Genomic DNA, 22,889 nt, shown 5'->3' with positions numbered 1-22,889 from the left:
TCCCATCACAGCGCTTCGGGACCGCGCTCTCCGGTGCGCACCCGGATCACGGTGTCGACGGGGACGGACCACACCTTGCCGTCGCCGATCTTGCCCGTCTGGGCGGCCTTGACGATGACGTCGATGACCTCCTCGGCGTCGTCCTCCTCCGCGAGCACCTCGAGGCGCACCTTGGGCACGAGGTCGACCTGGTACTCGGCGCCGCGGTACACCTCGGTGTGCCCGCGCTGGCGGCCGTAGCCGCTGGCCTCACTGACCGTCATGCCCTTGATGCCGAACTGCTCCAGCGCGGCCTTCACGTCGTCCAGCTTGAACGGCTTGATGACGGCGGTGATGAGCCTCATGCGTCCACCTTCTTCGGGGTCGTGGCGAGCGCCGAGGACGCGGACACGCCCGAGGCGTGCACGGTTCCCAGGTCGTAGCCGGTCTCGGCGTGCGTGGTGATGTCGACGCCCGCGAGCTCCTTGTCGGCGTCGATCCTGAAGCCCATTGTCTTGTCGATCACCTTGGCCGCGACCCACGACACCGCGAACGAGTAGCCGCCGACCGCGATCGGGCCGAGGATCTGGAGTCCGAGCTGGCTGATCGGGCCGCCGTAGAGCAGGCCCTCGTTCTGCTGCGGGAGGAAGGGGTAGGCGGCGAGGAAGCCCAGGGAGACGGCGCCGATGACGCCGCCGACCAGGTGCACGCCGACCACGTCGAGGGAGTCGTCGAAGCCGAGGCGGTACTTCAGGCCGACCGCGTAGGCGCAGGCCACACCGGCGAGCAGGCCGATGACGATGGCCGCCCACGGGTCGACGAAGCCGCACGCGGGGGTGATCGCGACCAGACCGGCGACCGCGCCTGACGCCACGCCGAGGGTGGTGGCGTGGCCGTCGCGCAGCTTCTCCACCACGAGCCAGGCGCCCGCCGCGACGGCGGTGGCGATCTGGGTGTTCATGAAGGCCAGCCCCGCGGTCTGGTCGGGGGCGAGCTCGGAGCCGGCGTTGAAGCCGAACCAGCCGAACCACAGCAGGCCGGTGCCGAGCAGGACCAGCGTCAGGTTGTGCGGGCGCATCGGCTCCTTGCCCCAGCCGTGGCGCTTGCCGAGCACGAGGGCGAGCGCGAGGGCCGCGGCTCCCGCGTTGATGTGGACCACGGTGCCGCCGGCGAAGTCCTCGATGCCGAGCTGGCCGAGCCAGCCGCCGCCCCAGACCCAGTGGGCCACGGGGAAGTACACGACCGTCGCCCACACCAGGGAGAAGACGACCCAGGCGCCGAACTTGGCGCGGTCGGCGATGGCGCCGCTGATCAGGGCGACCGTAATGATCGCGAAGGTGAGCTGGAAGGCGGAGAAGACCATCATCGGGAAGTTGTCGGCCGCGGCCGCCTCCGCCGTGACCTGGCCGCCCTGGACGATCAGGCCCTCGTAGACGGCGTTGAAGACACCGCTCAGGCCGAGGTTGTCGAGGCCGCCGACGACGAAGTTCAGCGTGTCGCTGCCCGAGGCGTCGAACGCCAGCGAGTACCCGTAGAGGACCCAGGCGACCGTCACCACGATGATGCTGACGAACGACATCATCATCATGTTGAGGACGCTCTTCGCCCTGGTCATACCCCCATAGAAGAACGCGAGGCCCGGAGTCATCAGCAGCACCAGGGCGGTGCATACCAGCATCCAGGCGGTAGTGCCGCTATCGATCATCGACGCGACCCTCCTTCACTTTCGGCCTGTACGTGTCGCAGTGGATGCCCCCAGCAGCGCACTGACGTGTGGCCACAGCGTCTTCTTCTGCCGTTTCGTGGCTTTACCTCACATGTTTCGCATGCGTGAAACTCCGCACTCTGGTGTTTCGCGAGTGTTTCGGACGGGCCAGTACTACACTTAGGGTTGCCTTACCTAAGCGATCAAGGAAACCAGTGATGACGTTCCGTCTGGCCGGGCTCACGGCCGCCGCCCTGCTGTCCGCCCTCGCGCTCACCGCGTGCGGCGCCTCCACCCCCGAAGGGGCGGCCACAGGACCGACCCGGACGATCAAGCACGCGATGGGCGAGACGAAGGTCCCCGAGGCGCCCAAGCGGGTCGTCGTCCTCGACACCGACAAGCTCGACACCATGGTGTCGCTCGGCCTCACCCCCGTCGGCGCCGCACAGGCGGGCGAGAGCCAGAAGTGGCCCGCCTACCTGGGCTCCGCCCTGGCGGCCACCAAGTCCGTCGGCACCCTCCAGCAGCCGAACCTGGAGGCGATCACGGCGCTCAAGCCCGACCTCATCCTCGGCACCAAGTTCCGCCAGGCCGCCTTCTACGACAAGCTCAGCAGGATCGCTCCCACGGTGTACACCGAGAAGGTCGGCATCACCTGGAAGGACAACTTCCTCCTCGACGCCGACGCGCTGGGCAGGAAGGCCGAGGCGGAGAAGCTGATGTCGGCCTACGAGGAGCGCGCCAAGCAGGTCGGCGCGAAGTTCACCAAGCTGAAGGTGAGCCTCGTGCGCTTCATGCCCACCGAGATCAGGATGTACGGCCCCGAGTCCTTCAGCGGCATCGTGCTCGGCGACGCGGGCGTCCAGCGTCCCGAGGCGCAGCTGCTCGCCGACCAGGACGACAAGCGGTTCGGCAAGCTGAGCCAGGAGAACATCGCGAAGGCCGACGGCGACGCCCTCTTCTACAGCGCGTACGGCGACGCCGCGGCCAAGAGCCAGGCCGAGGTGACCGGCGGCCCGCTCTGGAAGAACCTCGGCGCGGTCACGTCCGGCAACGCGCACAACGTGGACGACGAGGTGTGGATGCTCGGCATCGGCGTCACGGCGGCCGGGAAGATCCTCGACGACCTGGACAAGTACCTGACGCCGCTGACCTGACATGCGCCCCATGCATGGCCGGTCTGTCCGACCCGCAGTTGTCCTCATGGCGTGCCCGCCCGATGCTCGCAGGTGTGAACGACTACCACTGGTCCTTCGTCCGTGACCACCTGCCGCCCGCGCCCGCCCACGTGGTGGAGATCGGCTGCGGCCCTTCCGGCGGTTTCGTGCCCCGCCTGCTGTCCCTCGGGTACGGCGCGGCGGGCGTCGATCCCGAGGCGCCCGAGGGCCCGCCGTACCACCGGACGCTGTTCGAGCAGTACGAGCCTGCCCGGCAGGTGGACGCCGTCGTCGCCTGCGCCTCGCTGCACCACGTCGAGGACCTGGACGAGGTGTTCGGCAGGGTCGCGGGCGCGCTGCGGCCCGGCGGCGCGTTCGTCGTCGTCGAGTGGGCGCGGGAGCTGTTCGACGAGGCGACCGCGCGCTGGTGTTTCGAGCGGCTGCGGGCGCCCTCGCCCGAGAACGAGAACGAACACGGTTGGCTGAGGTCGCACAGGGACCGCTGGCAGGCCTCAGGGCTGTCGTGGGCGGCCTATGTCGGCGGCTGGGCCTCCGGTGAAGGCCTGCACACGGGAGCCGACCAGGAGGCGGCTCTGGGCCGCTGGTTCGAGCCCGTGGCGATGGAACGCGGGCCGTACTTCTTCACCGACCGCGGGGGCGGCGAGGAGCGGGACGCGATCGACGCCGGCCTGATCCAGGCCACGGGACTGCGCTACGCGGGCCGTCCCCTCACGGGCTAGCCGCGCGGCGCCGGGAGCCGGCGGCGCTCGAACGCGAAAGACCCCGGCCACGCGCCCGCGGTTCGAACCGTGCGGGCGGTCGGCGGCCGGGGTCTGCCGAGCCTGCGGCCCCGTGAAGGCGCGGGCCGGTGGAAGGCGGTCTCAGGCGGCGGCGGTGGCCATCTTGCGGAGCCTGGCCAGCGCGTCGCGCTCGATCCGGCGGGCGCGGTCGCGCCCGATGCCGTAGCGCTCGCCGACCTCGGTCAGCGTGTGCTCGCGGCCGTCGAGCAGGCCGTAGCGCCAGCGCAGCATCTCGCTGGTGTGGCCCTCGAGCCCGGTCAGCCACTCGTCCAGGCGCTCGCGCTCCAGGATGTCGATCGCCTGCTGCTCCGGGTCCGCCCACGTCTCGTCGGCGATCATGTCGCCCAGCTCGGTCTCGTCCTCGTCGCCCACGCCGAGCTGCAGCGAGACCGGGTCGGAGGCCCAGCGGCGCAGCTCGCGCACCCGCTCGATCGGCAGGTCGAGCACCTTCGCGAGGTCGTCGTCGGTCGGCTCGGCGTCGAACTCCGCCAGCATGTCGCGCCGTACCCGCATCAGCCTCGTCATCTGCTCACCCGCGTGGGTGGGCAGCCGCACAGGGCGGGCCTGCTCGTGGATGGCGCGCCCCACGGACTGCCTGATCCACCAGGTGGCGTAGGTCGAGAACTTGTACCCCCGCCGGTAGTCGAACTTCTCCACCGCCCGCACCAGGCCCAGGTTCCCCTCCTGGACCAGGTCGATCAGCGGCATCCCCCGCCCCGAGTACTTCCGAGCCACCGCGACCACCAGTCGCAGGTTGGCCTGGATGAACTCGTCCTTCGCACGCTGTCCCGAGATCGCCAGTCGCTCGAGCTCCTCGTCGGCCGCGTCCCCGATCCGCGGCTCCGAGCCCCCGCTGTCGAGCAGCTGCTCGGCGAACAGCCCCGCCTCGATCCGCTTGGCGAGCTCGACCTCCTCCTCGGCGGTGAGCAGCGGGACCCTGCCTATCTCCGCCAGATAGGTCCCGAGCAGGTCGCGATCGGCGACCTCCTGCGTGCGATTCCCCGTAGGCCTTGCCATCCCCAGGCACCTCGTTCCCGCAGCTGCGTTCTATATCCCGGCAACGTCCGACCCGAAGCAAAGATTCCCAAAAGAACTACGACCAGAGGACGGTTCTGCAGCTCCTCCTCAGGGATGAGAAACGCCTGGCCCGCCCAGCGAAAAGCGGCGGGGCCGGCGCCGATCCGCCGTCCCCGCCGCAGGTCGAGCCAGGTACGGCGGCTCCAACCACAGGATGAATCGCAGGCCTAACGCACCCGCTCCCCCGCCCGCCACACCTGCCGCACGAGGGGCACTCCCGGCCGGTAGGCCAGGTGCACGAACGACGGCGCGTCCAGGACGACGAGATCGGCCCGCGCGCCCGCGCGCACCAGCCCGATGTCGTCGCGGCGCAGCGCCCTCGCCCCTCCGTAGGTCGCGGCCCTGACCGCCTCCATCGGCGTCATCCCCATCTCCCGTACGGCCAGCGCCACGCAGAACGGCATCGACGAGGTGAACGACGACCCGGGGTTGCAGTCGGTGGCGATCGCCACGGTGACGCCCGCGTCGATGAGCCGGCGCGCGTCGGGATAGGGCGAACGCGTGGAGAACTCCGCTCCCGGCAGCACCGTGGCCACCGTGTTGGAGGAGGCCAGCGCGTCGACGTCGGCGTCCGTCAGGTGCGTGCAGTGATCGGCGGAGGCCGCGTCTAGCTCGACCGCGATCCGCACGCCGGGACCCTCGGTGAGCTGGTTGGCGTGCACGCGCGGCAGCAGCCCCGCCTTGATCCCCGCCTGGAGGATCTCGCGCGTCTGGTCGCCGTCGAACGCGCCCCGCTCGCAGAAGACGTCCACCCACTTGGCGTACGGCGCGCAGGCCCGCAGCATCTCACCCGTCACGGTCCTGACGTACTCGTCGGCGTCGGCGCCGGCCGGCACCACGTGCGCGCCCAGATAGGTCGTCTCGTCGGTCAGCGAGGTGGCGATCTCCAGCGAGCGCCGCTCGTCCTCGACCGTCAGCCCGTAACCGCTCTTGATCTCCACGGTGGTCGTGCCCTGGGCGGTCATCTCCTCGACCAGCGACGCCGCCCGCGTGGCCAGCTCCGCCTCGCCCGCCGACCTGGTCGCCTCGACCGTCGTGCGGATGCCGCCCGCGGTGTAGCTCTGGCCCGACATGCGGGCGTTGAACTCGAACGTGCGGTCACCGGCGAAGACCAGGTGCGCGTGGCTGTCGACGAAGCCGGGGATGACGCATCTCCTGCCGACGTCGTGGCGCTCGTCGCACGCGGGCGCCTCGCTGGAGGGGCCCACCCAGGCGATCCGCTCGCCCTCGACGACCACCGCGGCGTCGAGGTGCTCGACATGCCCGTCGAAGAGCATGCCGATCCCGTCGATGAGGGTACTCACCTGATCGCTCCGATCGCCTCGTTCAGCATCCGCCCGACGTCTCCCAGCTCGTGCCGGCCGTCGGTGACGATCCTCCGACCGCCCGAGATCACACTGTGCACGTCCGCGGCCGTCGCCGCGAACACGATCGTCTCCACGGCGCTCTCGCGTGTCGCACCCGCCGTACGGACCGAGTCGAGGCGCACGGAGACCAGGTCGGCCCACGCGCCGGGGACGAGGCTTCCCGCGTCGGGGAAGCCCAGCGACGCGTGACCGGCGGAGGTGGCGGCGGTCAGCAGCTCGGAGGCGCGCCAGTGGCCGCGCCGCTCGCTGGCGAGGCGCTCGTTCAGCTCGACCGCGCGGGCCTCCTCGAACAGGTCGACGACGGCGTGGCTGTCGGAGCCGAGCGTGATCGGCGAACCCCTGTCGAACAGCGCGCGGGCGGGACCGATGCCGTCGGCGAGGTCGCGCTCGGTCGTCGGGCACATGCAGACGTGGGTGCCCGAGTGGCCGAGCAGTTCGAGGTCGACCTCGGCCAGGTGGGTGGCGTGGACGGCGGTGGAGCGGGGGCCGAGCGCGCCGTGCTCGTGCAGCACCTGGACCGGCGTGGCGGCGTAACGCTCGACGCAGGCCGCGTTCTCCGCGCGCTGCTCGGAGACGTGCGCGTGCAGCGGGGCCGCGTGCTTGTGGGAGAACTCGGCGACCGTCGGCATCTGCTCCGGCGGCACGGCCCTGACGGAGTGGATGGCCGCGCCGATCTCGACGTCGTGCCGCCCCTCGTAGGCGGCCGCCAGGCCCTCGGCCCTGACCGCCCACGCGTCGCTGGTGCCGTCGCCGAAGCGCCGCTGCGCCCCCTGGAGCGCGGTGCCGACCCCGCCGGTCAGGTAACAGGTGTCCAGCAGCGCGATGCGCAGGCCCGCCTCTCGCGCGGCCTGGATCAGCGCGTGCCCCATCTCGTTCGGATCGTCGTACGGCACGCCGTCCGGCCCGTGGTGCAGGTAGTGGAACTCGCCCACGCTGGTGATCCCCGCCATGGCCATCTCGGCGTAGGCCGCCCTGGCGAGCCTCAGGTAGGAGTCGGGGTCGAGCGCGCCCGCCACCTCGTACATCTGCTCGCGCCACGTCCAGAAGTCGCCCTTGCCCGTCTGGGTGGCGCCCCGCAGCGCCCGGTGGAAGGCGTGGGAGTGGGCGTTGGCCATGCCGGGGATGGTCAGCCCTTCGAGGACGACCCCCTGCCGGACGTCCCTGCCCACCGAGACGATCCGATCGCCTTCGACCTCGATCAGCACGCTGTCGGCGACGCCCTCGGGGAGCAGGGCGAGTTCGCACCAGTAAACGGTCATCGCGCCAGTTCCTCCAGCACGCCCGCGAGGGCGGTGACCCCGTGGGCGCAGTCGTCGGCCTCGGCGTGCTCCTTCGGCGAGTGGGAGACGCCCGTGGGGTTGCGCACGAACAGCATCGCCGCGGGGACTCCCGCCGCCGCGAGGATGCCCGCGTCGTGGCCCGCGCCTGTCGGCAGCACGGGGGCGGGACGCCGCCCCGCCGACCGCACGTCAGCGAGGGCGGAGCCGACGGCGGCGGCCAGCCGGTCGCGCAGCGGCACCTCGAAGTCGACGACGGGCGTCCACGACTCCTCGCTCACGTTCCTGCCGTCGGACAGTTCCTCCACCAGGGCTCTGACAGCCGGTTCGGCGCCGCCCCTGGCGTCCAGCCACGCGGAGACCAGCCCGGGGACGGCGTTGGCGTTGTTCGGCGACACCCGTACCTTGCCGAACGTCGCCACGATCCCGTGCTTCTCCGCCGCCTCGCGCGCCTGCAGGACGGCGCGGGCGTAGTCGAGCATCGGGTCGTGCCTGTCCTCGAGTCGCGTCGTCCCGGCGTGGTTGGCCTCGCCGTGGAAGTCGAACCGCCACCTGCCGTGGGGCCAGATCGCGCTCGCCACCCCGACGGGCTCGTCGAGGTCGGCGAGCCCGCGTCCCTGTTCCACGTGCAGTTCGACGAACACGCCGATCCTGGCCCTGGTCTCGTCGTCCCTGCCCAGGTCCTCCGGCGTCCGGCCGGCCGCGCGCAGCACCTCGGCCATGGAGGCGCCGTCGTCGTCGATCAGGCCTCTGGCCCTCCCGGGGTCGAGCACGCCGGTCAGCAGCCGCGAGCCCATGCACGGCACACCGAACCTGGCGCCCTCCTCGTCGGTGAAGCAGGCGACGCCGACCGGTTTCGACGGGGTGAAGCCCCTGGCCCTCAGCAGGTCGAGGGCGCGGAAGGCGGACACGACCCCGAGGGGGCCGTCGAACGCGCCGCCCTGCCGTACGGAGTCGAGGTGGCTGCCCGTGACCACGCCGGGTTCGCGGTCCGGATCACCCCACCAGGCCCACAGGTTGCCGTTGCGGTCGTCGTGCAGGCCGAGGCCGCGGTTGGCGGCCTCCTGCCGGAACCACTCCCGCAACTCCATGTCAGCGGGCGACCACGCGTCCCGCACGTAGCCGTTGGTCGCGGGATCCCGTCCGATACGCGAGAGTTCATCCAGCATGCCTTCACTCTAGTGAATGAATCCATTCACCCACTCCGACACCCCGGGTCATCCGCGGATCCGCCGCGCCGGCTTCCCTGAGCCGGCTTCGCTCCCGAGCGGATCCACGGACCCTCCGCGGTCGGCGCGTCAGGAGACCGGGCCCTCGCTGGGGCGCAGGGTGAGCTCGGTCAGGTGGGCGTCGGCTCCCGCGTCGATCGCCGCCACCACGGCCCTGGCCACGGTCTCGGGCTCCAGGTACTTCTCGGGCTCGAACGCGCCGCCCTCCTGCGCCCGCACGCCACGCTGCATGTCGGTGGCGACGCGCCCGGGATAGACGCTCGTGACCCGCAGCGCGGGCTCTTCGAGGCGCAGACCGTCGGCGAAGGCGCGCAGCGCGAACTTGCTGGCCGCGTACGACACCCATCCCGGGTTCGCCCGCAGGCCGGCACCCGAGTTGATCAGCACCACGTGTCCGCCCGCCGCCCGCAGGGCGGGAAGCAGCAGCCTGGTCAGCTCGGCGACGGCGATCACGTTGACGTCCATCGTCCGCCGCCACACCTCGGCGGGGGTGTCCTCGACGCGCCCGAGCGTGACCACGCCCGCGCTGTGCACGAGCACGTCGAGCCGGTCGATGCCCTCAACGTCGCGCTCGGTGACCTCGGCGAGCTCCACCGGCCATACCCGGGCGTCGGGCAGGCCGGCGGCCACCTCGTCCAGCGCGGCCCTGTCGCGGCCGCCCAGGATCAGCCGGTGGGTGGGCGCCAACGCCCTGGCGATCGCCTCGCCCACACCCCTCGAAGCCCCTGTGATCAGTGCGGTTCTCATGGCCGCCAGCCTAGGGGCCGCAGCTCGCCCGTCCCCGGCCTGGACAGCTCGAGCGAGTGCTCGTGGCCCGGATAGCCGGGATCGGTCGGCCTGACGCGCACCCGCGCGAGGTCGGCCTCCTGCAGGACGCAGGAGTACCACTCGCCGCCGGAACGGAACTCCCAGCGGCCGGCGAGCCTGTCGAGCCCTTCGCGCCTGACGAGTTCCTCGGCCGCGTCCTGCCCGGCCGCCGGGCCCAGGGGGTAGCCGAAGACGGTCATCGGCTGCCAGCCGCCCTCGACCCGCCCGACATAGCCGAGCAGGGCGCCGTCGTCCTCTCTCACGATCTCCTTCATGGTTGACACCATACTCAAGTTTGTATTCAAATTTGAGTGTGCAGACAACGCGGGTTCTGATCCTCGGCACGTTGCTGGACGAGCCGATGAACGGCTACCAGGTACGGCGCCGCCTCGAGATGATGGGCACCGACCAGTGGGCCAACGTCGCCTTCGGCTCGATCTACCACGGGCTCGGCAAGATGGCGGACGAGGGACTGCTCGACGTCGTCGAGAGCGGCAAGGGCGGCAAGACCGTGTACGCGATCACCGACGACGGCCGGTTCGAGTTCCACCGCCTGCTCATGACGCTCTGGTACGAGATCAGGCCGATCGTCGACCCCTTCCAGGTGGCCATGACCTTCATGGACAGGCTCGACAGGCCGATGCTCAAGGATGCGCTGCGGACCAGAGCCGATGAGCTCACCAGGTCGATCGCCATGCTCAACCGGGCGCTGGGCAGCAAGCAGGCCTTCGGCGCCCCCCGGCACGTCGACGAGAACCTGCGGCTGAACATCGGCATGCTCAACGCCCAGCTCACCTGGGTACGGGAAGCCATCGAAAAGGTCGAAGAAGGAGACCTCCCCTGATGATCATCAGTGCGCAAGGCTTAAAGAAGACCTTCGTCACCAAGAGCAGGAAAGGCACGCAGACCGTCGAGGCGGTCAAGAGCGTCGACCTGGACGTCAAGAGCGGCGAGATCTACGGCGTGCTCGGCCCGAACGGCGCCGGCAAGACCACCACGATCAGAATGCTCGCCACCCTCATCGCCCCTGACGCGGGCACCGCCAGGATCGCCGGGTACGACCTGGTCAAGGAGCCGGGCCAGATCAGGCGCAGGCTCGGCTACGTCAGCCAGGCGGGCGGGGTGGAGGAGCAGAACTCCCCCCGCGCGCAGGTCGTGTTCGCGGCCAAGATCTACGGTGTGCCCGAACCAGCACGGGCCGCCGACGACATCCTCAAGAAGATGGACCTCTCCGAGATCGCCGACCGGCCGGGCCGTACCCTCTCGGGAGGTCAGAAGCGCCGCGTCGCCATCGCCCTCGGCCTGGTCCACACCCCGCCGCTGCTGTTCCTCGACGAGCCGACCACCGGCCTCGACCCGCAGAACCGCGCCAACCTGTGGGACAGGATCAGGGAACTGCGCGAGCAGGGCACCAGCGTCCTGCTGACCACGCACTACCTGGAGGAGGCCGACGCGCTCTGCGACCGGCTCGCGATCGTCGACCACGGCGTCGTCGTGGCCGAGGGCACCCCGGCGGAGCTGAAACGGTCGGTGTCCGGCGACGTGGTCACGCTCAGGCTCGACGAACTGGAGCGGGCCGCGACCGTGCTCGGCCCGATGGCGAAGCAGACCCGCGTCGACGACGACATGCTCCGCGTCTACGTCGACGACGGCGAGCACGCGCTGCCGCCGCTCCTGCGCACGCTCGAGGCCGAAGGGCTCCCGCTGCGCTCCATCGCCCTCGAACGGGCCACGCTCGACGACGTCTTCCTGGCCAAGACCGGCCGGTCCCTGCGCGACACCGGAGCCGCCGCATGATCCGCGACACCTCGCTGTTCTTCGGCCACGAGGTCAGGAACACGCTGCGCAACCCGATCTGGCCGCTGTTCGGCATCATGCAGCCGGTGATGTACCTGCTGCTGTTCGCGCCGCTCTACGCGGGCATGGCCTTCCAGGGCGACCTCGGCAAGGCCCTGACCTCCTTCGCCCCCGGCATGCTGGTGATCACCGCGCTGTTCGGCTCGATGGGCGTCGCCTACGGCACCATCTACGAGATCCGCAGCGGCGTGCTGGAGCGGATCGCGGTCAGTCCCACGTGGCGGCCCGCGATCGTGCTCGGCAGGATGCTGCGCGACGTGGTCGCGCTGATGATCCAGTCGCTCGCGGTGATCCTCATCGCGCTGCTGATGGGGCTGCGCATCGGCGTCCTCGGCCTGATCCTCATGCTGCTTCTGCTCGGCGTCACCGGGCTGTTCGCCTCCGGCGTCGCCTACGGCCTGGCACTCGGCCTGCGCGACGAGAACGCGATGGGCCAGATCATGCAGTTCTTCGCGCTGCCGCTGATGCTGCTGTCGGGCGCGCTGCTGCCCATGGCGCTCGGACCCGACTGGCTGGAGAGGATCGCCTGGTTCACGCCCTTCTACCACCCCGTCGAGGCCGGTCGCGCACTGTTCGCCGGCTCGCTGGGCGACGCGTCCATCCCGTTGGCGTTCGGCGTCATGCTCGCGCTCGCCGCGCTGACCGTCACCTGGTCCGTCCGCTCCCTACGCAGGCTCGCCGGCTGACTGGAAGGTCCCCGTCTCCTCCGTCATGCGCTCGTACTCCTCCAGCCTGGCCTGCGTCCGCAGCGGCGCCGCGTCCGCCATCGCCTCCACCAGGGCCATGGCCAGAGCCAGCGGCGCCGCGTGCGAGTCGAACACCAGCCGCTCCCCCACCGGCGCGTCCAGCACGACGTCGGCGGGGAAGCCGGGCCTGTCGGTGATCACGGCGGTCTTGAGGCCCAGCTTGCCCGCGTACTCCAGCGCCTGCACGACCTCCGCCGGATACCTCGGCAGGACCACCGCCACCACCCATTCCGCGCCCGCCCTGCGCGCCGCGTGCAACCCGTCGACCAGCTCGGAGCCGCCGTGGACGAGCAGGCGGACGTCGGGGTGGACGCGCCTGGCGAAGTAGGCGAACGTGGTCGCGAGCCCGGACGAGACACGCAGTCCCAGCACGGGCAGCGGCTCGGTGGCGGCCAGCGACTCGCCGAGCTCCTTCAGCGGCAGGCCCGCCAGGCGCTCGCGGATGAGGGTGAGGTTGCGGATCTCGTCGTCGATCGCGCCCTTGAGCAGGCTGCCGCCCTCCGGCCTGCCGCCGAGCACGAGAGGCCGCAGCGCCTGCCTCAACTCGGGATAGCCGCCGAAGCCCAGTACCATCGCGAACCTGGTCACCGAGGGCTGGCTCACGCCCGCCCGCTCCGCCAGCTCCACGCTGGACAGGAAGATCGCCTCGTCCAGATGGTCGGACAGGTAGTGCGCGATCCGCCGCTGCACCGGCGACAGACGCCTGCCGTCCAGGAGCCCTTCAAGTCCGTCCCTCACGCCACCTCCAACACGCTGACCGGTCCAACCCCTTCCCGCCCGCCAGGAACCCCTTCCCCTCCGGCCCCTCTCGGAGATCGGGAAACCGGCCCTGTCGGCGGCCTGGAGCCGCCGCGCCCCGCCGGCGGCACCCGTCTTCCAGGGTCCGCTCTTCCAGGGGCCGCTCTTCCAGGGGCCGCGGACCGGGCCGGTCTCGCCCGGGCTCCGGCGCCCGGGCGAGACCGGAGGGAGGTCAGGACTCGCGCATCGGGATGCGGACGCCGCGCTCGTCGGCGACCGCCGCCGCCTCGTCGTAGCCCGCGTCCACGTGCCGCATGACGCCCGTCCCCGGGTCGTTCGTGAGGACCCTGTTCAGCTTCTCCCCGGCCAGGGCGGTCCCGTCCGCGACCGTCACCTGGCCCGCGTGGATCGAGCGCCCGATGCCGACCCCGCCGCCGTGGTGGATCGACACCCACGCCGCGCCCGACGCCGTGTTCAGCATGGCGTTCAGCAGCGGCCAGTCCGCGATCGCGTCCGACCCGTCCGCCATCGCCTCCGTCTCCCTGTACGGCGACGCGACGGACCCGCAGTCGAGGTGGTCGCGCCCGATGACGATCGGCGCCTGGAGCTCGCCCGAGGCCACCATGTCGTTGAAGCGCTCGCCCGCGAGGTGCCGCTCGCCGTACCCGAGCCAGCAGATCCGGGCGGGCAGCCCCTGGAAGTGGACCTTCTCCCCCGCCATCCTGATCCACCTGGCCAGCGCCTCGTTCTCGGGGAAGAGCTCGAGGATCGCCCGGTCGGTCGCCGCGATGTCGGCGGGGTCGCCGGAGAGCGCCGCCCAGCGGAACGGGCCCTTGCCCTCACAGAACAGCGGCCTGATGTAGGCGGGCACGAAGCCGGGGAAGTCGAAGGCCCTGGTGTAGCCGGCCAGCTGCGCCTCGCCGCGGATGGAGTTGCCGTAGTCGAAGACCTCGGCGCCCGCGTCCTTGAACCCGACCATGGCCTCGACGTGCCTGGCCATCGACTCGCGCGCCTTGGCGGTGAACCCGGCAGGATCCTTGTCGCGCTCGGCCGCCATGTCGTCGAAGGCGACGCCGAGCGGCAGGTACATCAGCGGGTCGTGCGCCGACGTCTGGTCGGTCACGATGTCGATCTCGGCGCCGCGCGCCAGCAGTTCGGGCACGGCCTCCGCCGCGTTGGCGACGACGCCGATGGACAGCGGCCTGCGCTGGTCGCGGGCCTCATAGGCCAGCCGCAGGGCCTCGTCGAGCGTGGCGGCCTCGACGTCGAGGTAGCGGTGCTCGATGCGGCGGGTGACGCTGCGCGGGTCGCAGTCGATGCAGATGGCAACCCCGCCGTTCATGGTGACGGCCAGCGGCTGGGCGCCGCCCATGCCGCCGAGTCCCGCGGTCAGCGTGATGGTGCCGGCCAGCGAGCCGCCGAACTTCTTGTCCGCCACGGCGGCGAACGTCTCGTAGGTGCCCTGCAGGATGCCCTGCGTGCCGATGTAGATCCAGGAGCCGGCCGTCATCTGGCCGTACATGGTCAGGCCCGCGGCCTCGAGGCGGCGGAACTCCTCCCAGTTGGCCCAGTCGGGGACGAGGTTGGAGTTGGCGATGAGCACGCGCGGCGCCCACTCGTGCGTGCGGAACACGCCGACGGGCCTGCCCGACTGCACCAGCAGCGTCTCGTCACCCTCGAGGGTGGTGAGCGTGCGGGTCAGGGCGTCGAACGAGGGCCAGTCGCGCGCGGCCTTGCCCGAACCTCCGTAGACGACCAGCTGCTCGGGGTGCTCGGCGACTTCCGGGTCCAGGTTGTTCTGGAGCATCCGGAGCGCGGCCTCCTGCGGCCAGCCCTTGGCGGTGAGCGTGGTGCCTCGCGGCGCGCGCACGGTACGGCTCATGCCTCTTCCCTCCTGAATGAACATATTCATCTATGTCACTCGAAGAGTACATCGCCTGCCCCCCTCACCGACCCCCGCCCTCGCCTGGTCGCCGGTAAGGGGGATGCGGCGGCTGCCACCGTTCGGTGCGCTCGTCCCAGCGGGAGCCGGGAGGCGGCATCTCCTCACGGCGGGACGACGGGTCGTGTTCCATGATCACCTGGAACCAGATCCAGCCCGCCACCGCCGGCACACCCAGCACGACAAGGGAGAACTTCCACCCGCCCGGCACGAGGACCGCCACCACGAGGGCGACGATGAACAGCACCACGGCGGCCGCCAGGCCCAGGCCGATCTTCTTCCACAGCGACATACGACCTCCCGAGATCAAGAGTGACAGAGCTCAGAATCCCTGGATGTCAGCGGGTGCCGCGCAGCAGCGCGTCGCCTGACTCGGTGGTCTGGTGCAGCATGAGGTTCGCGTGGCGGGTACTGGCGATCAGTCCCGCCTGTCGGAGGACCCTGGCGTGCTCGCTGGCGCTGGAGACGGGCACGCCCGCGCGACGCGCCAGCTCGGTGGTGCTGCAGCCGGGCGCGAGCGCGACGCACCGCAGTACCTCCGCCCTCGTCTTGCCCAGCAGTTCGGCCAGCGCGTCCCCTCCTGTCCCCCGCTCGCTGACGCCGGTGCGCGGGACGGGGTAGACGAGCACGGGCGGCAGGCCGGGGTCGGCCAGCGTGACGGGGGCGTTCCTGCAGAAGTAGGAGGGGATGAGCGTCAGCCCCCGCCCGCGCAGGCGCAGCTCGCGGTCGCCCGCCGGGTAGTCGACCTCCAGCACGGGGGCGCGCCAGCGAATCGAGGACGACAGCTGGTTGAACATGCCCTCGACCCCGCCTTCGGCAAGGTGCCTGACCCTGGTGCCGCGGTCCTGGCCGACGGCCCTTTCCACCTCGCCCCAGTGCTCGCCGAGCGCCGTGTGGAAGTATCCGGCCGCGACCGTGGCCACCCTGCGCAGTGCCTCGCGGTCGCTCGCGAGGCTCTCCAGGTGCGACGGCAGCCCGTGCCCGGTCTTGAGCAGGTGGAGCTCGCGCCGCACCCTGGCGCTCGGCGTATCGATGATGGCTTGGATGCCCTCCTCGAGGCCCTGTTGCGCCGCGAACGGGGTGAGGAAGTCGGGAAAGTAGGCCGCGCGAGGGGCGAGCGGCACGAGCAGCCTGCGCACGTCCTGCAGTAGCCCTGCCTCGGCCAGGCCGGCCCGCGCCCTGCGCCGCCATTCGGTCATGGCCGCGCCGCCGTCGCCCGCCTGGAAGCGGTGGAGGCTGGCCACCAGCTCCCACAGCGGGTCGGCCCTGGCGGCGATCCGCACGCGTGCGAGATCGTCACCGGTGAAAATGATCCGCAATATGCCGCCCGCCATGGGTGGCAGTCTTCCCGCGGGCGCTTGCAAAAGCCTGAAAATTAAATTGTCGACCCGATATATCCCGGTATAGCTGGGTTATTCGGGTGAGACTGAAACTGCATGACACTTCGCCGCGCGGAGTGCTGGACTTGATCTCGCCTGAGGGGGCATTCGGTTCGTCCACAACAACGGTTTCTGGAGGCGATACAGGGGAGTCTCCAGGAGCCGTACGGTCCGCGCGAGCCGTACACACGAATCAGCGGTGGAAGCCGGGCGTCGCCCTGACGGCCTCGTCGCTGCCGGGCTGGATGACGGCCGAGGTGGCGATGCGTCGACCCTTGCCATGGAGCTTCAGGGGCCCTTCGCGGCCATCGCGGGGCTGCCGGTGAGCGTCACGGCCGACCCGTCGAGCAGCACCCCGCGATACCGATCCTTGCCAATCGCTTCACTCCCAAAGGGGAGGAACGTAGCAAATCACCCGCAGTGGAAGACCGGGCTGGTGTAGTTGGCCCAGTGTTGGCGTTCTTGTCGGAGACGTTGGCCTGGACGAGGATGCAGCGGCCCCTGCCGGACACCGTGACGGGGCCCGACCCGACCGTCGGTTTCCCTCCATAACAGGAGACGGGTTCCGGATGTCCGGAACCCGTCCAGATCGTTAACGATCAACGATCATGAAACGAGGAACTGGGTGGCCGCGAGCTCGCGGTACAGGTCGTCGCTTCCGACCAGCTCGGCATGCGTGCCGACGGCTCGCACGCCGCCCGACTCCATCACCACGATCCGGTCGGCGTTGGTCACGGTGGACAGCCGGTGCGCGATCACCAGCACCGTCGTCTCCGTCGCCACCTCGGCGATCACCTCGCGCAGCCGCAGCTCGTTGACCGCGTCGAGCTGCGAGGTGGCCTCGTCCAGGAGCAGCAGCCGCGGCTTGCGCAGCAGCGCCCTCGCGATGGCCACGCGCTGGCGTTCGCCGCCGGACAGCAGCACGCCGCGGTGTCCCACCGGCGTCTCGAGCCCCTCGGGCAACCTGGCCACCAGATCGTCGAGGCGGGTGCGGGTCAGCGCGCCCCGCAGGTCCTCCTCGGTGGCCTCGGGCGCGGCGAACAGCAGGTTCTCCCTCAGCGTCCCCGCCAGCACCGGCGCGTCCTGCTCGACGTAGCCGAGCGCGGCCCGCAGGTCGGCCAGCCGCCAGTCGCGGATGTCCACGCCGCCTACCGTGATCAGGCCCTCCTGGTGCTCGTAGAAGCGCTCGATGAGCGCGAACACCGTGGACTTGCCCGCGCCCGACGGTCCGACCAGCGCGGTCAGCCCTCCCGGGGGCACCTCGAAGCTCACCCCGTCGTGGACGGCAGCGCGATCCTCGCCGTATCTGAACACCACGTCCTCGAACCGCAGGCCCACGGGGTCGCCCCCGGCCTGCCCCACCGCCACGGCCTGGCCGTCCGGCTCGCCCGGCAGGTCCTCGATCTCGCGGATGCGCTTGAGCGCGGCCAGGCCGTTCTGCAGCTGCACCGCGCCCTCGACCAGCTGGCCGATCGGAGCGACGAGGTAGAACAGGTAGAGCAGGAAGGCGATCAGCGCCGAGACCTCCAGCGCGCCCGAGGCGACCCGAGCGCCGCCCACGGCCAGCACGCACAGGAAGGCGATCTGCACCGCCATCCACGTCGAGACCCCGGCCAGCGAGGTCCATCCGGCGACCTGCAGCCCTCGGTCCCTCGCCTGCACGGCCGCCGCGCCGACGACCTCGACCTCACGCTCCTCGGCGCCGCTCGCCTTGACCGTGCGATAGGCCTGCAGCGCCCTGTCGAGCACCGCGCCCATCTCGCCGACGGCCTCCTGGGCCTGGTGCTGCGCCTTCTGGATGCGCGGCATGATCAGCCCGGTCATGCCGCCGATCACGACCACGACCAGCAGCGTGACCAGCAGGAGCACGCCGTCCATCAGCGCCATCATGACGATCGCGCCGACCAGCATGAAGACCGCGCCGATCGAGTCGACGATGCCGTTGGTGAGCACCGAACGCAGCAGAGTGGTGTCGCCGGTGACCCTGGACAGCAGGTCGCCGGGCTTGAGCCGGTCGACGTCGGCGACCTTCAGCCGCAGCATCCTGGCGACGAGCCTGCGCCTGGCGCTCAGCACGATGCCCTCGCCCGTGCGCTCCATCAGGTACGTGCCGCCGGCGGAGACGACCGCGCCGACGACGACGGCGATCGTCAGCGCGACCAGCGGGCCCGCCATCGACCGCTCCGCGCCGAAGGCGTCGACGACGTACTTGGCCAGCAGTGGCATCGCCAGTCCCGCGGCCGAGCCCACCAGGCCGAGCAACCCGCCTGCGAATAAGATCTTCCTGTGCGGCCTGATATAGGCCAGCAGGAGCCTGACGGGTGACTTCTCCCCATCGGCGCCCTGCCCTGTCTCGCGGTTGTCGCCGCTCACCGTCACTCCGTCCCGATCAGACAAGTCCACTGACATCCTGCGTCGCCGCGCCTGGGCGCACGCTCAGGGAAATCACCCACATTCCCCTGATTGGCGCCTCTGGTGGGTGCAACGCGCGAGCGCATGGATTCCGCACCCGTCAACTTAGATTGACGACCACAGTATGTCAACTACAGTTGACGCTCGGCTCAGTCGACCTCGGGGACGTCAGGGACGTCGTGTTCGGCGTCGCCGTCGTCGGCGCGGCGCAGCTTGATCTCCTCGGCCCAGGCGTAGGCGAACCGCCTGATCTCGTGCAGCCGCTCCTCGTCGACGCCGTAGGCGGTGAACGCCTCGTCGGCCAGCAGGTCGACGCTCTCAAGCCGCTGGATCAGGTCGTCGAGCAGCCAGTCCTCCTCGTACGCCGCGCCGAGGCGTTCGAGCTCGCGGAAGGAGTAGCGCTCGGCCGCCGCCGCGACGTCGATGAAGTCCCTGGGCAGCCCCCGCCCGTGCAGCGCCCGCACCTTGAGCGCGACGGCGTCGTCCTGCCCCACCAGGCGGTACGGCTCCAGCGTCAGCGGCCGGTCCCTGAGCGCCTCCTTGAGCAGGCTGACCGCGCACCTCTCGCCACTGACCTCGTCGCGCACGACCATCCGGGCCACGCGCTCGGACACGTCGAAGGCCGTCAGGGAGAAACCGTGCCGTCGCAGCTCGGCCGCCAGGTCCTCGGCGACCGCGGACACCGGGGCCCCGTGGCCGGTCACCAGTACGAGGTCGTCGCTCGGCCGGTCGGTGAGCCCGTGGGCGTTCATCGCGTGACCGCCGGCCAGCAGCAGGCCGTGGCCTTCGCGGGCGTCCAGCGTGGCCTCGAGCAGCCGCGCGTGGAAGGCGGGAAGTCTCACCTGGACCTCATGCCCTCAATTATGCCCACGCCGCTTCCTGGTCGAGGGAAGATCGTGCCGTCCCGAGACGAACTCCTGGACCGCGATCTTGGCTTGGATCGCCGGTCTGCGCCAGCGCTGCTCGCGGCGCATCGCCGTGGCCATCTTGCGAGGCGACTTGACCGCGAAGAACCAGTGCGCCCACGGCGAGGCGGGGCGGGCCAGCCGTATCGCGCCGACCACCAGCAGCGGGGGCACGAACAGACCCACCAGCCCTGTCCAGATCTTGCCCTTGAGCAGCGTGATGACCGCGAGCACCAGGTTGCCGAGCAGGAGCCACCAGGGCGCGACGCCGCCGTATTCCCAGGTCAGCGGGCGCAGCCCGATCAGCAGCAGCCCGGTGACCGCGATGGCGACGAAGACGGCGTCGACGGAGGCGCGCCCCTCCTCCTCCCAGTAGACGTCGTGCAGGTGGAGGATGAGTGCGAACTCGTCGAGCACGAGCGCCGCGCCGATGCCGAAGACCGCGGCCGCCACCGCGGAGGCCGCGGTGACGAGCCCGCTGACCCCGCCGATCAGCATGAGCACCACGCCGAACACGACGTGGTGGATGTGCATCTCGCCGACGCTGATGTTGCGGAACCAGCCGATCTTGGCCCGGATCAGCCTGACGTTGATGCGGGTGGCGACGAAGGTGACGATGAGCGCGACGAAGAAACAGAACAGCGGCAGCCGTCCTGTGTCGACGATCCGTTCCCTGACCCAGTCCCCCATGTACCTGTAAATCAGGCTACCCAGCGCGGGCCCGCAGCGCCTTGAGATACTCCTGAACGACCACGGCGCGGCGGACGTTTTCGCGGGCCCGCTCGAACGGCGGCGCGTCCTTGCCCGCCATCCGCCCGTACTGCTCGCGCAGCCGCCGGTCCGACAGGTCGAGCCCGGCGGCGTGGATCTTGCTGAGCGCGGAGTCGAGCTCGGCCGCGCGCACGCCCGCGTAGGTGTACTGGTCGTAGGAGGGCACGCCGGGCAGCGGCCGTCCCTCGCGAGCGGCCTGGGCGCGCCGCCGGTTCTCGGCGGCCAGCTCGCGTTGGAAGCCCTCCTCGCTGACGTCGCCGAGCAGGCCCGCCTCTCGTGCCCATACCCGCCTGACCTTGTCGAGCACGGCGGCGCGCACCGCCCTCTCCCTGAGCGCCCGACGCGGCGTGACCCCCTCGTGCGGCCGTTCCCAGAAGCCGGGGCCGAGCGCCAGGCCGTGCCGCGTGAACTCGGAGATCACCTCGGCGCGAACGGTGTCGGCCGCCCTCAGCACCTCGGCCCCCACCACCGGCTCGCCCTCGACGAGCGTGACCCTGTCCGCGGGCCGGATCCCGAGCACCTCGGAAACGCCGGCGGAGGCGGGCAGGCCCGGCGGAGTGGACACCCCGGCGAAGGCGGGCGGGCCTGGCGGAGCGGCGTCCGCGGACCAGGCGCGGGTGAGCACCACGACCAGGGCGGCGACACCGGCGACCGCCAGGACGAGCGCGGCCCTTGTCGTGGTGCTCCTCATGGCGTCAGCTCGCGATCTTCATGTCGAAGACGTGGAAGCCCGCGTCGGCCAGCGGGCTGCCCGCGGGCAACGTCACGGTGGCGACGGTCCTGGCCGGGTCGAGCGGCACGGCGTAGCCGAACACCGACACCCCCGACTCGGTGGTCTGTCCCGTCGCCGGGTTCTTGTAGCTGGTCTGGGTCCTGTTGTGGTAGCTCGCGCGGGCCACGACGACGCCTCCCTCAGGCGCGGTCGCGTCCCACTGGTCGCCGAATCTCACCGTCTTCTCCTCCACCGTCCCGTCGGTGTAGGCGACCTTGAAGACGCCCTCGCGCACCTTGAACGCCCCGGCCCCGAGGAGCACGAGCCTGGCGCCCTGGCCGTGGAGCGCGATCGTCTGCCCCGCCGCCTTCACGTTGTCGGTCCAGCCGTACGGGCGGGGGTGCCAGACGAAGTCCGCGCCGAGGACGGTGACCGTCCTGCCGGGGACCAGCCCCGCCTTCTCCAGGCCCTGCCCCGAGTAGCTGCGCCCGCTGGTGGAGAAGCCGCCGGTGTTGGGGTTGAGGTCGGAGCTGACGGCGACGTTGTTGTAGGCCCTCTCGATCGACTCGTGGACCACGGGCGGCACGCCTGCACCGTTGTAGGCGCCGCGCGAGACGGCGCCCTCGATCGGGTTGCCGAAGTAGTCGCGCCCGCCCACTCCCTCGACGAGGGAGCCCGAGCCGAGGGCGGGCGAGCCCGCGAGCAGCTTGTAGCCGTCCACGTCGCCGTAGCCGGTGGCGGTGCCGGGAGCGGCGAGCCCCGGGTCGGCGGTGATCGCCCTGGCGTCGGAGGCGGGCGCGCTCACGCCTCCGTGGTAGACGTTGGCGTCGTAAGTGATGCCCGCGGCCGTCGGCAGGGTGCCGGAGGGGGCGTGGATGATGTTGTTGGCGATCCTGGAGTTGCCGGTCGGCACCGCCCAGTCCACCTTCTGCGAGGCGCAGAAGAAGGTGTTGTTGTAGATCCACAGCGGGCTGGCGTTGTCCCCCGCCGCGTTGCCCGCGATCCTGCAGTCGTCCTGGGCGATGTTGAAACGCAGGATGGCGGTCGCCCGGTAGTTGGGGAACTCGGTGCAGCTCTGGCAGCCCAGGTAGAACCCGCCCGCGTTGTCGTGGGAGTAGTTGTACTGGTAGACGCAGGAGCCCTTGATGCCGCCGTCGCAGTCCCAAGCCGTGGAGTCGAAGATCGTCGGGCGCTGCCTGGTGACCTCGTTGTACTGGAAGACGGGGTCGACCGAGTTGATCGGCCACATGCCGGCGAAGTTGCCGTCGACGTAGGGGTACTTGCCGGCGCCGCCCTCGTCGAACAGGTTGTGCTCGATCAGCGGCCGGTCCGAGGCGTGCACGACGATGCCGTCGCCGCCGACCGCGCGGATGGTGTTGCGGGCGAGGTAGACGTTCTTGTGGTAGTCCGTGCCCTTGCGACTGATCTTGATGCCGCCGCCACCGGTGTCGTGGATGTAGTTGCCGGTGACGGTGATGCCGTCGAGGTAGCCGACCTGACCCTCGGGCAGCGCCTGGACGCTGATGCCCGCGGAGTAGGCGAACCAGCCGGAGTTGGCGCCCGTCTTGTTTCCCCAGCCCGCGACGTCGGAGATCTCCAGGTCGCGCAGGACGAGCCCGGCCTTGGGCTCGGGGGTCGTCGAGTTGTACTGGATGCCGGTCCGCTTGGCGGTGACGGGCGCGGGGTTGGTGACGTGCAGCTTCTCGATGGTGACGTGGCTGTTGTCGACCAGGTGGACGGCCCACTCCCCGCCGTCGCCCTGGATGATCGGCTTGGGGCCCTCGCCGTAAGAGGTGAACAGGATCGGGTGGGCGGCGCTTCCCGAGCCCTTCGGCTCCAGGCGGCCCACGCATACGGTTCCGGCCCTGAATTTGATCGTGGTCTTGGGGCCGAGCTCCATCGCGTTGATCGCGGCCAGGTTGTTGATCGCGGAGGCGGCGTCCCCGCCCGAGCCGCCGTCGGGGGCCTGGCAGTCGACGAAGACGTTGCGGGCCGGCGCGGCCGCCGCCGGGGTGGCGGCGAGGCCGGT

At 70.8% G+C, this 22,889-nt stretch carries 22 protein-coding genes; 5 read left to right on the top strand and 17 right to left on the bottom strand.

Annotation, left to right across the window (positions count from 1 at the left end; all coding sequences use genetic code 11):
* Positions 1-5 precede the first annotated feature (5 nt).
* Both AC3EO4_RS37470 and AC3EO4_RS37465 read right to left on the bottom strand, forming a co-directional pair.
* Positions 6-344, bottom strand: coding sequence for a P-II family nitrogen regulator (locus tag AC3EO4_RS37470; RefSeq protein WP_183648817.1), 339 nt, complete (start codon positions 342-344; stop codon positions 6-8).
* Complete coding sequence (locus AC3EO4_RS37465) at positions 341-1,684, bottom strand: ammonium transporter (RefSeq protein ID WP_379575325.1); 1,344 nt, start codon at positions 1,682-1,684, stop codon at positions 341-343. The genes AC3EO4_RS37470 and AC3EO4_RS37465 overlap by 4 nt, the downstream gene beginning before the upstream one ends.
* A gap of 218 nt (positions 1,685-1,902) precedes the next feature.
* On the opposite strand from AC3EO4_RS37465, the gene AC3EO4_RS37460 reads away from it, so the two are divergent.
* Both AC3EO4_RS37460 and AC3EO4_RS37455 read left to right on the top strand, forming a co-directional pair.
* On the top strand, positions 1,903-2,841 hold the full coding sequence (locus tag AC3EO4_RS37460) for an ABC transporter substrate-binding protein (RefSeq protein WP_379575324.1): 939 nt from the start codon (positions 1,903-1,905) through the stop codon (positions 2,839-2,841).
* A gap of 74 nt (positions 2,842-2,915) precedes the next feature.
* The gene (locus tag AC3EO4_RS37455) at positions 2,916-3,581 is read left to right on the top strand and encodes a class I SAM-dependent methyltransferase (protein ID WP_431900188.1); all 666 of its coding nucleotides are present in this window, start codon (positions 2,916-2,918) and stop codon (positions 3,579-3,581) included.
* 141 nt (positions 3,582-3,722) lie between these two features.
* Here the strand turns inward: AC3EO4_RS37455 and AC3EO4_RS37450 are convergent, their stop codons facing one another.
* The 6 genes from AC3EO4_RS37450 to AC3EO4_RS37425 all read right to left on the bottom strand — a co-directional run bounded on the left by AC3EO4_RS37450 (position 3,723) and on the right by AC3EO4_RS37425 (position 9,673).
* A complete protein-coding gene (locus AC3EO4_RS37450; RefSeq protein ID WP_379575322.1) occupies positions 3,723-4,658 on the bottom strand; it encodes a sigma-70 family RNA polymerase sigma factor in 936 nt (311 codons plus the stop codon).
* Positions 4,659-4,885: 227 nt separating this feature from the next.
* Entirely contained in the window at positions 4,886-6,022 is a 1,137-nt protein-coding gene (gene hutI, locus AC3EO4_RS37445; protein ID WP_431900187.1) for an imidazolonepropionase, read from the bottom strand.
* Positions 6,019-7,344 (bottom strand): formimidoylglutamate deiminase, encoded by a 1,326-nt coding sequence (locus AC3EO4_RS37440; RefSeq protein ID WP_431900186.1) that lies wholly within the window; start codon positions 7,342-7,344, stop codon positions 6,019-6,021. Before AC3EO4_RS37440 ends, hutI begins: the two co-directional genes overlap by 4 nt.
* Entirely contained in the window at positions 7,341-8,531 is a 1,191-nt protein-coding gene (locus tag AC3EO4_RS37435) for an allantoate amidohydrolase (RefSeq protein WP_431900185.1), read from the bottom strand. Before AC3EO4_RS37435 ends, AC3EO4_RS37440 begins: the two co-directional genes overlap by 4 nt.
* A gap of 129 nt (positions 8,532-8,660) precedes the next feature.
* Positions 8,661-9,338 carry an SDR family oxidoreductase gene (locus AC3EO4_RS37430; RefSeq protein WP_379575318.1) on the bottom strand — a complete coding sequence of 226 codons (678 nt, stop codon included), beginning with the start codon at positions 9,336-9,338 and terminating at the stop codon, positions 8,661-8,663.
* Entirely contained in the window at positions 9,335-9,673 is a 339-nt protein-coding gene (locus AC3EO4_RS37425; RefSeq protein WP_431900183.1) for a hypothetical protein, read from the bottom strand. The genes AC3EO4_RS37430 and AC3EO4_RS37425 overlap by 4 nt, the downstream gene beginning before the upstream one ends.
* Positions 9,674-9,711: 38 nt before the next feature.
* Between AC3EO4_RS37425 and AC3EO4_RS37420 the strand changes: the two genes are divergently transcribed.
* From AC3EO4_RS37420 to AC3EO4_RS37410, 3 genes are read left to right on the top strand one after another with little or no spacing between them, the layout of a single operon-like run.
* Complete coding sequence (locus AC3EO4_RS37420) at positions 9,712-10,242, top strand: PadR family transcriptional regulator (protein WP_379575316.1); 531 nt, start codon at positions 9,712-9,714, stop codon at positions 10,240-10,242.
* The gene (locus AC3EO4_RS37415) at positions 10,242-11,195 is read left to right on the top strand and encodes an ATP-binding cassette domain-containing protein (RefSeq protein ID WP_379575315.1); all 954 of its coding nucleotides are present in this window, start codon (positions 10,242-10,244) and stop codon (positions 11,193-11,195) included. Before AC3EO4_RS37420 ends, AC3EO4_RS37415 begins: the two co-directional genes overlap by 1 nt.
* Complete coding sequence (locus AC3EO4_RS37410; protein WP_379575314.1) at positions 11,192-11,941, top strand: ABC transporter permease; 750 nt, start codon at positions 11,192-11,194, stop codon at positions 11,939-11,941. The genes AC3EO4_RS37415 and AC3EO4_RS37410 overlap by 4 nt, the downstream gene beginning before the upstream one ends.
* Here the strand turns inward: AC3EO4_RS37410 and AC3EO4_RS37405 are convergent.
* The 9 genes from AC3EO4_RS37405 to AC3EO4_RS37365 all read right to left on the bottom strand — a co-directional run.
* Entirely contained in the window at positions 11,921-12,739 is an 819-nt protein-coding gene (locus tag AC3EO4_RS37405) for a MurR/RpiR family transcriptional regulator (protein WP_379575313.1), read from the bottom strand. The two genes, AC3EO4_RS37410 and AC3EO4_RS37405, sit on opposite strands and share 21 nt — an antisense overlap.
* Positions 12,740-12,971: 232 nt before the next feature.
* Complete coding sequence (gene hutU, locus AC3EO4_RS37400) at positions 12,972-14,621, bottom strand: urocanate hydratase (protein WP_379575312.1); 1,650 nt, start codon at positions 14,619-14,621, stop codon at positions 12,972-12,974.
* Positions 14,622-14,685: 64 nt separating this feature from the next.
* On the bottom strand, positions 14,686-14,973 hold the full coding sequence (locus AC3EO4_RS37395; RefSeq protein ID WP_379575311.1) for a hypothetical protein: 288 nt from the start codon (positions 14,971-14,973) through the stop codon (positions 14,686-14,688).
* A gap of 46 nt (positions 14,974-15,019) precedes the next feature.
* Complete coding sequence (locus AC3EO4_RS37390; protein WP_379575310.1) at positions 15,020-16,015, bottom strand: winged helix-turn-helix domain-containing protein; 996 nt, start codon at positions 16,013-16,015, stop codon at positions 15,020-15,022.
* A 651-nt stretch (positions 16,016-16,666) separates the two neighbouring features.
* Entirely contained in the window at positions 16,667-18,433 is a 1,767-nt protein-coding gene (locus AC3EO4_RS37385) for an ABC transporter ATP-binding protein (RefSeq protein ID WP_431900180.1), read from the bottom strand.
* Positions 18,434-18,621: 188 nt separating this feature from the next.
* Positions 18,622-19,314: a nucleotidyl transferase AbiEii/AbiGii toxin family protein gene (locus AC3EO4_RS37380; RefSeq protein WP_379575308.1), complete on the bottom strand. Its 693-nt coding sequence runs from the start codon at positions 19,312-19,314 to the stop codon at positions 18,622-18,624.
* 15 nt (positions 19,315-19,329) lie between these two features.
* The gene (locus AC3EO4_RS37375) at positions 19,330-20,067 is read right to left on the bottom strand and encodes a hypothetical protein (protein ID WP_379575307.1); all 738 of its coding nucleotides are present in this window, start codon (positions 20,065-20,067) and stop codon (positions 19,330-19,332) included.
* A 16-nt stretch (positions 20,068-20,083) separates the two neighbouring features.
* Complete coding sequence (locus tag AC3EO4_RS37370; RefSeq protein ID WP_431900178.1) at positions 20,084-20,839, bottom strand: hypothetical protein; 756 nt, start codon at positions 20,837-20,839, stop codon at positions 20,084-20,086.
* A gap of 4 nt (positions 20,840-20,843) precedes the next feature.
* The coding region (locus tag AC3EO4_RS37365; RefSeq protein WP_431900176.1) for a right-handed parallel beta-helix repeat-containing protein at positions 20,844-22,889 on the bottom strand (2,046 nt) is incomplete at its 5' end.

The sequence above is a fragment of the Nonomuraea sp. bgisy101 genome (assembly GCF_057708945.1).
This window is presented reverse-complemented; position numbering and strand designations above follow the sequence as displayed.

Bases quoted from the DNA above. Each gene is read 5' to 3' on its own strand.
- hutU (WP_379575312.1), bottom strand. From the start codon at position 14,621: ATGAGCCGTACCGTGCGCGCGCCGCGAGGCACCACGCTCACCGCCAAG.
- AC3EO4_RS37435 (WP_431900185.1), bottom strand. From the start codon at position 8,531: ATGCTGGATGAACTCTCGCGTATCGGACGGGATCCCGCGACCAACGGC.
- AC3EO4_RS37370 (WP_431900178.1), bottom strand. From the start codon at position 20,839: ATGAGGAGCACCACGACAAGGGCCGCGCTCGTCCTGGCGGTCGCCGGT.
- AC3EO4_RS37390 (WP_379575310.1), bottom strand. From the start codon at position 16,015: ATGGCGGGCGGCATATTGCGGATCATTTTCACCGGTGACGATCTCGCA.
- AC3EO4_RS37415 (WP_379575315.1), top strand. From the start codon at position 10,242: ATGATCATCAGTGCGCAAGGCTTAAAGAAGACCTTCGTCACCAAGAGC.
- AC3EO4_RS37430 (WP_379575318.1), bottom strand. From the start codon at position 9,338: ATGAGAACCGCACTGATCACAGGGGCTTCGAGGGGTGTGGGCGAGGCG.
- AC3EO4_RS37425 (WP_431900183.1), bottom strand. From the start codon at position 9,673: ATGAAGGAGATCGTGAGAGAGGACGACGGCGCCCTGCTCGGCTATGTC.
- AC3EO4_RS37395 (WP_379575311.1), bottom strand. From the start codon at position 14,973: ATGTCGCTGTGGAAGAAGATCGGCCTGGGCCTGGCGGCCGCCGTGGTG.
- AC3EO4_RS37440 (WP_431900186.1), bottom strand. From the start codon at position 7,344: ATGACCGTTTACTGGTGCGAACTCGCCCTGCTCCCCGAGGGCGTCGCC.
- AC3EO4_RS37460 (WP_379575324.1), top strand. From the start codon at position 1,903: ATGACGTTCCGTCTGGCCGGGCTCACGGCCGCCGCCCTGCTGTCCGCC.
- AC3EO4_RS37450 (WP_379575322.1), bottom strand. From the start codon at position 4,658: ATGGCAAGGCCTACGGGGAATCGCACGCAGGAGGTCGCCGATCGCGAC.
- AC3EO4_RS37375 (WP_379575307.1), bottom strand. From the start codon at position 20,067: ATGGGGGACTGGGTCAGGGAACGGATCGTCGACACAGGACGGCTGCCG.
- AC3EO4_RS37465 (WP_379575325.1), bottom strand. From the start codon at position 1,684: ATGATCGATAGCGGCACTACCGCCTGGATGCTGGTATGCACCGCCCTG.
- AC3EO4_RS37410 (WP_379575314.1), top strand. From the start codon at position 11,192: ATGATCCGCGACACCTCGCTGTTCTTCGGCCACGAGGTCAGGAACACG.
- AC3EO4_RS37470 (WP_183648817.1), bottom strand. From the start codon at position 344: ATGAGGCTCATCACCGCCGTCATCAAGCCGTTCAAGCTGGACGACGTG.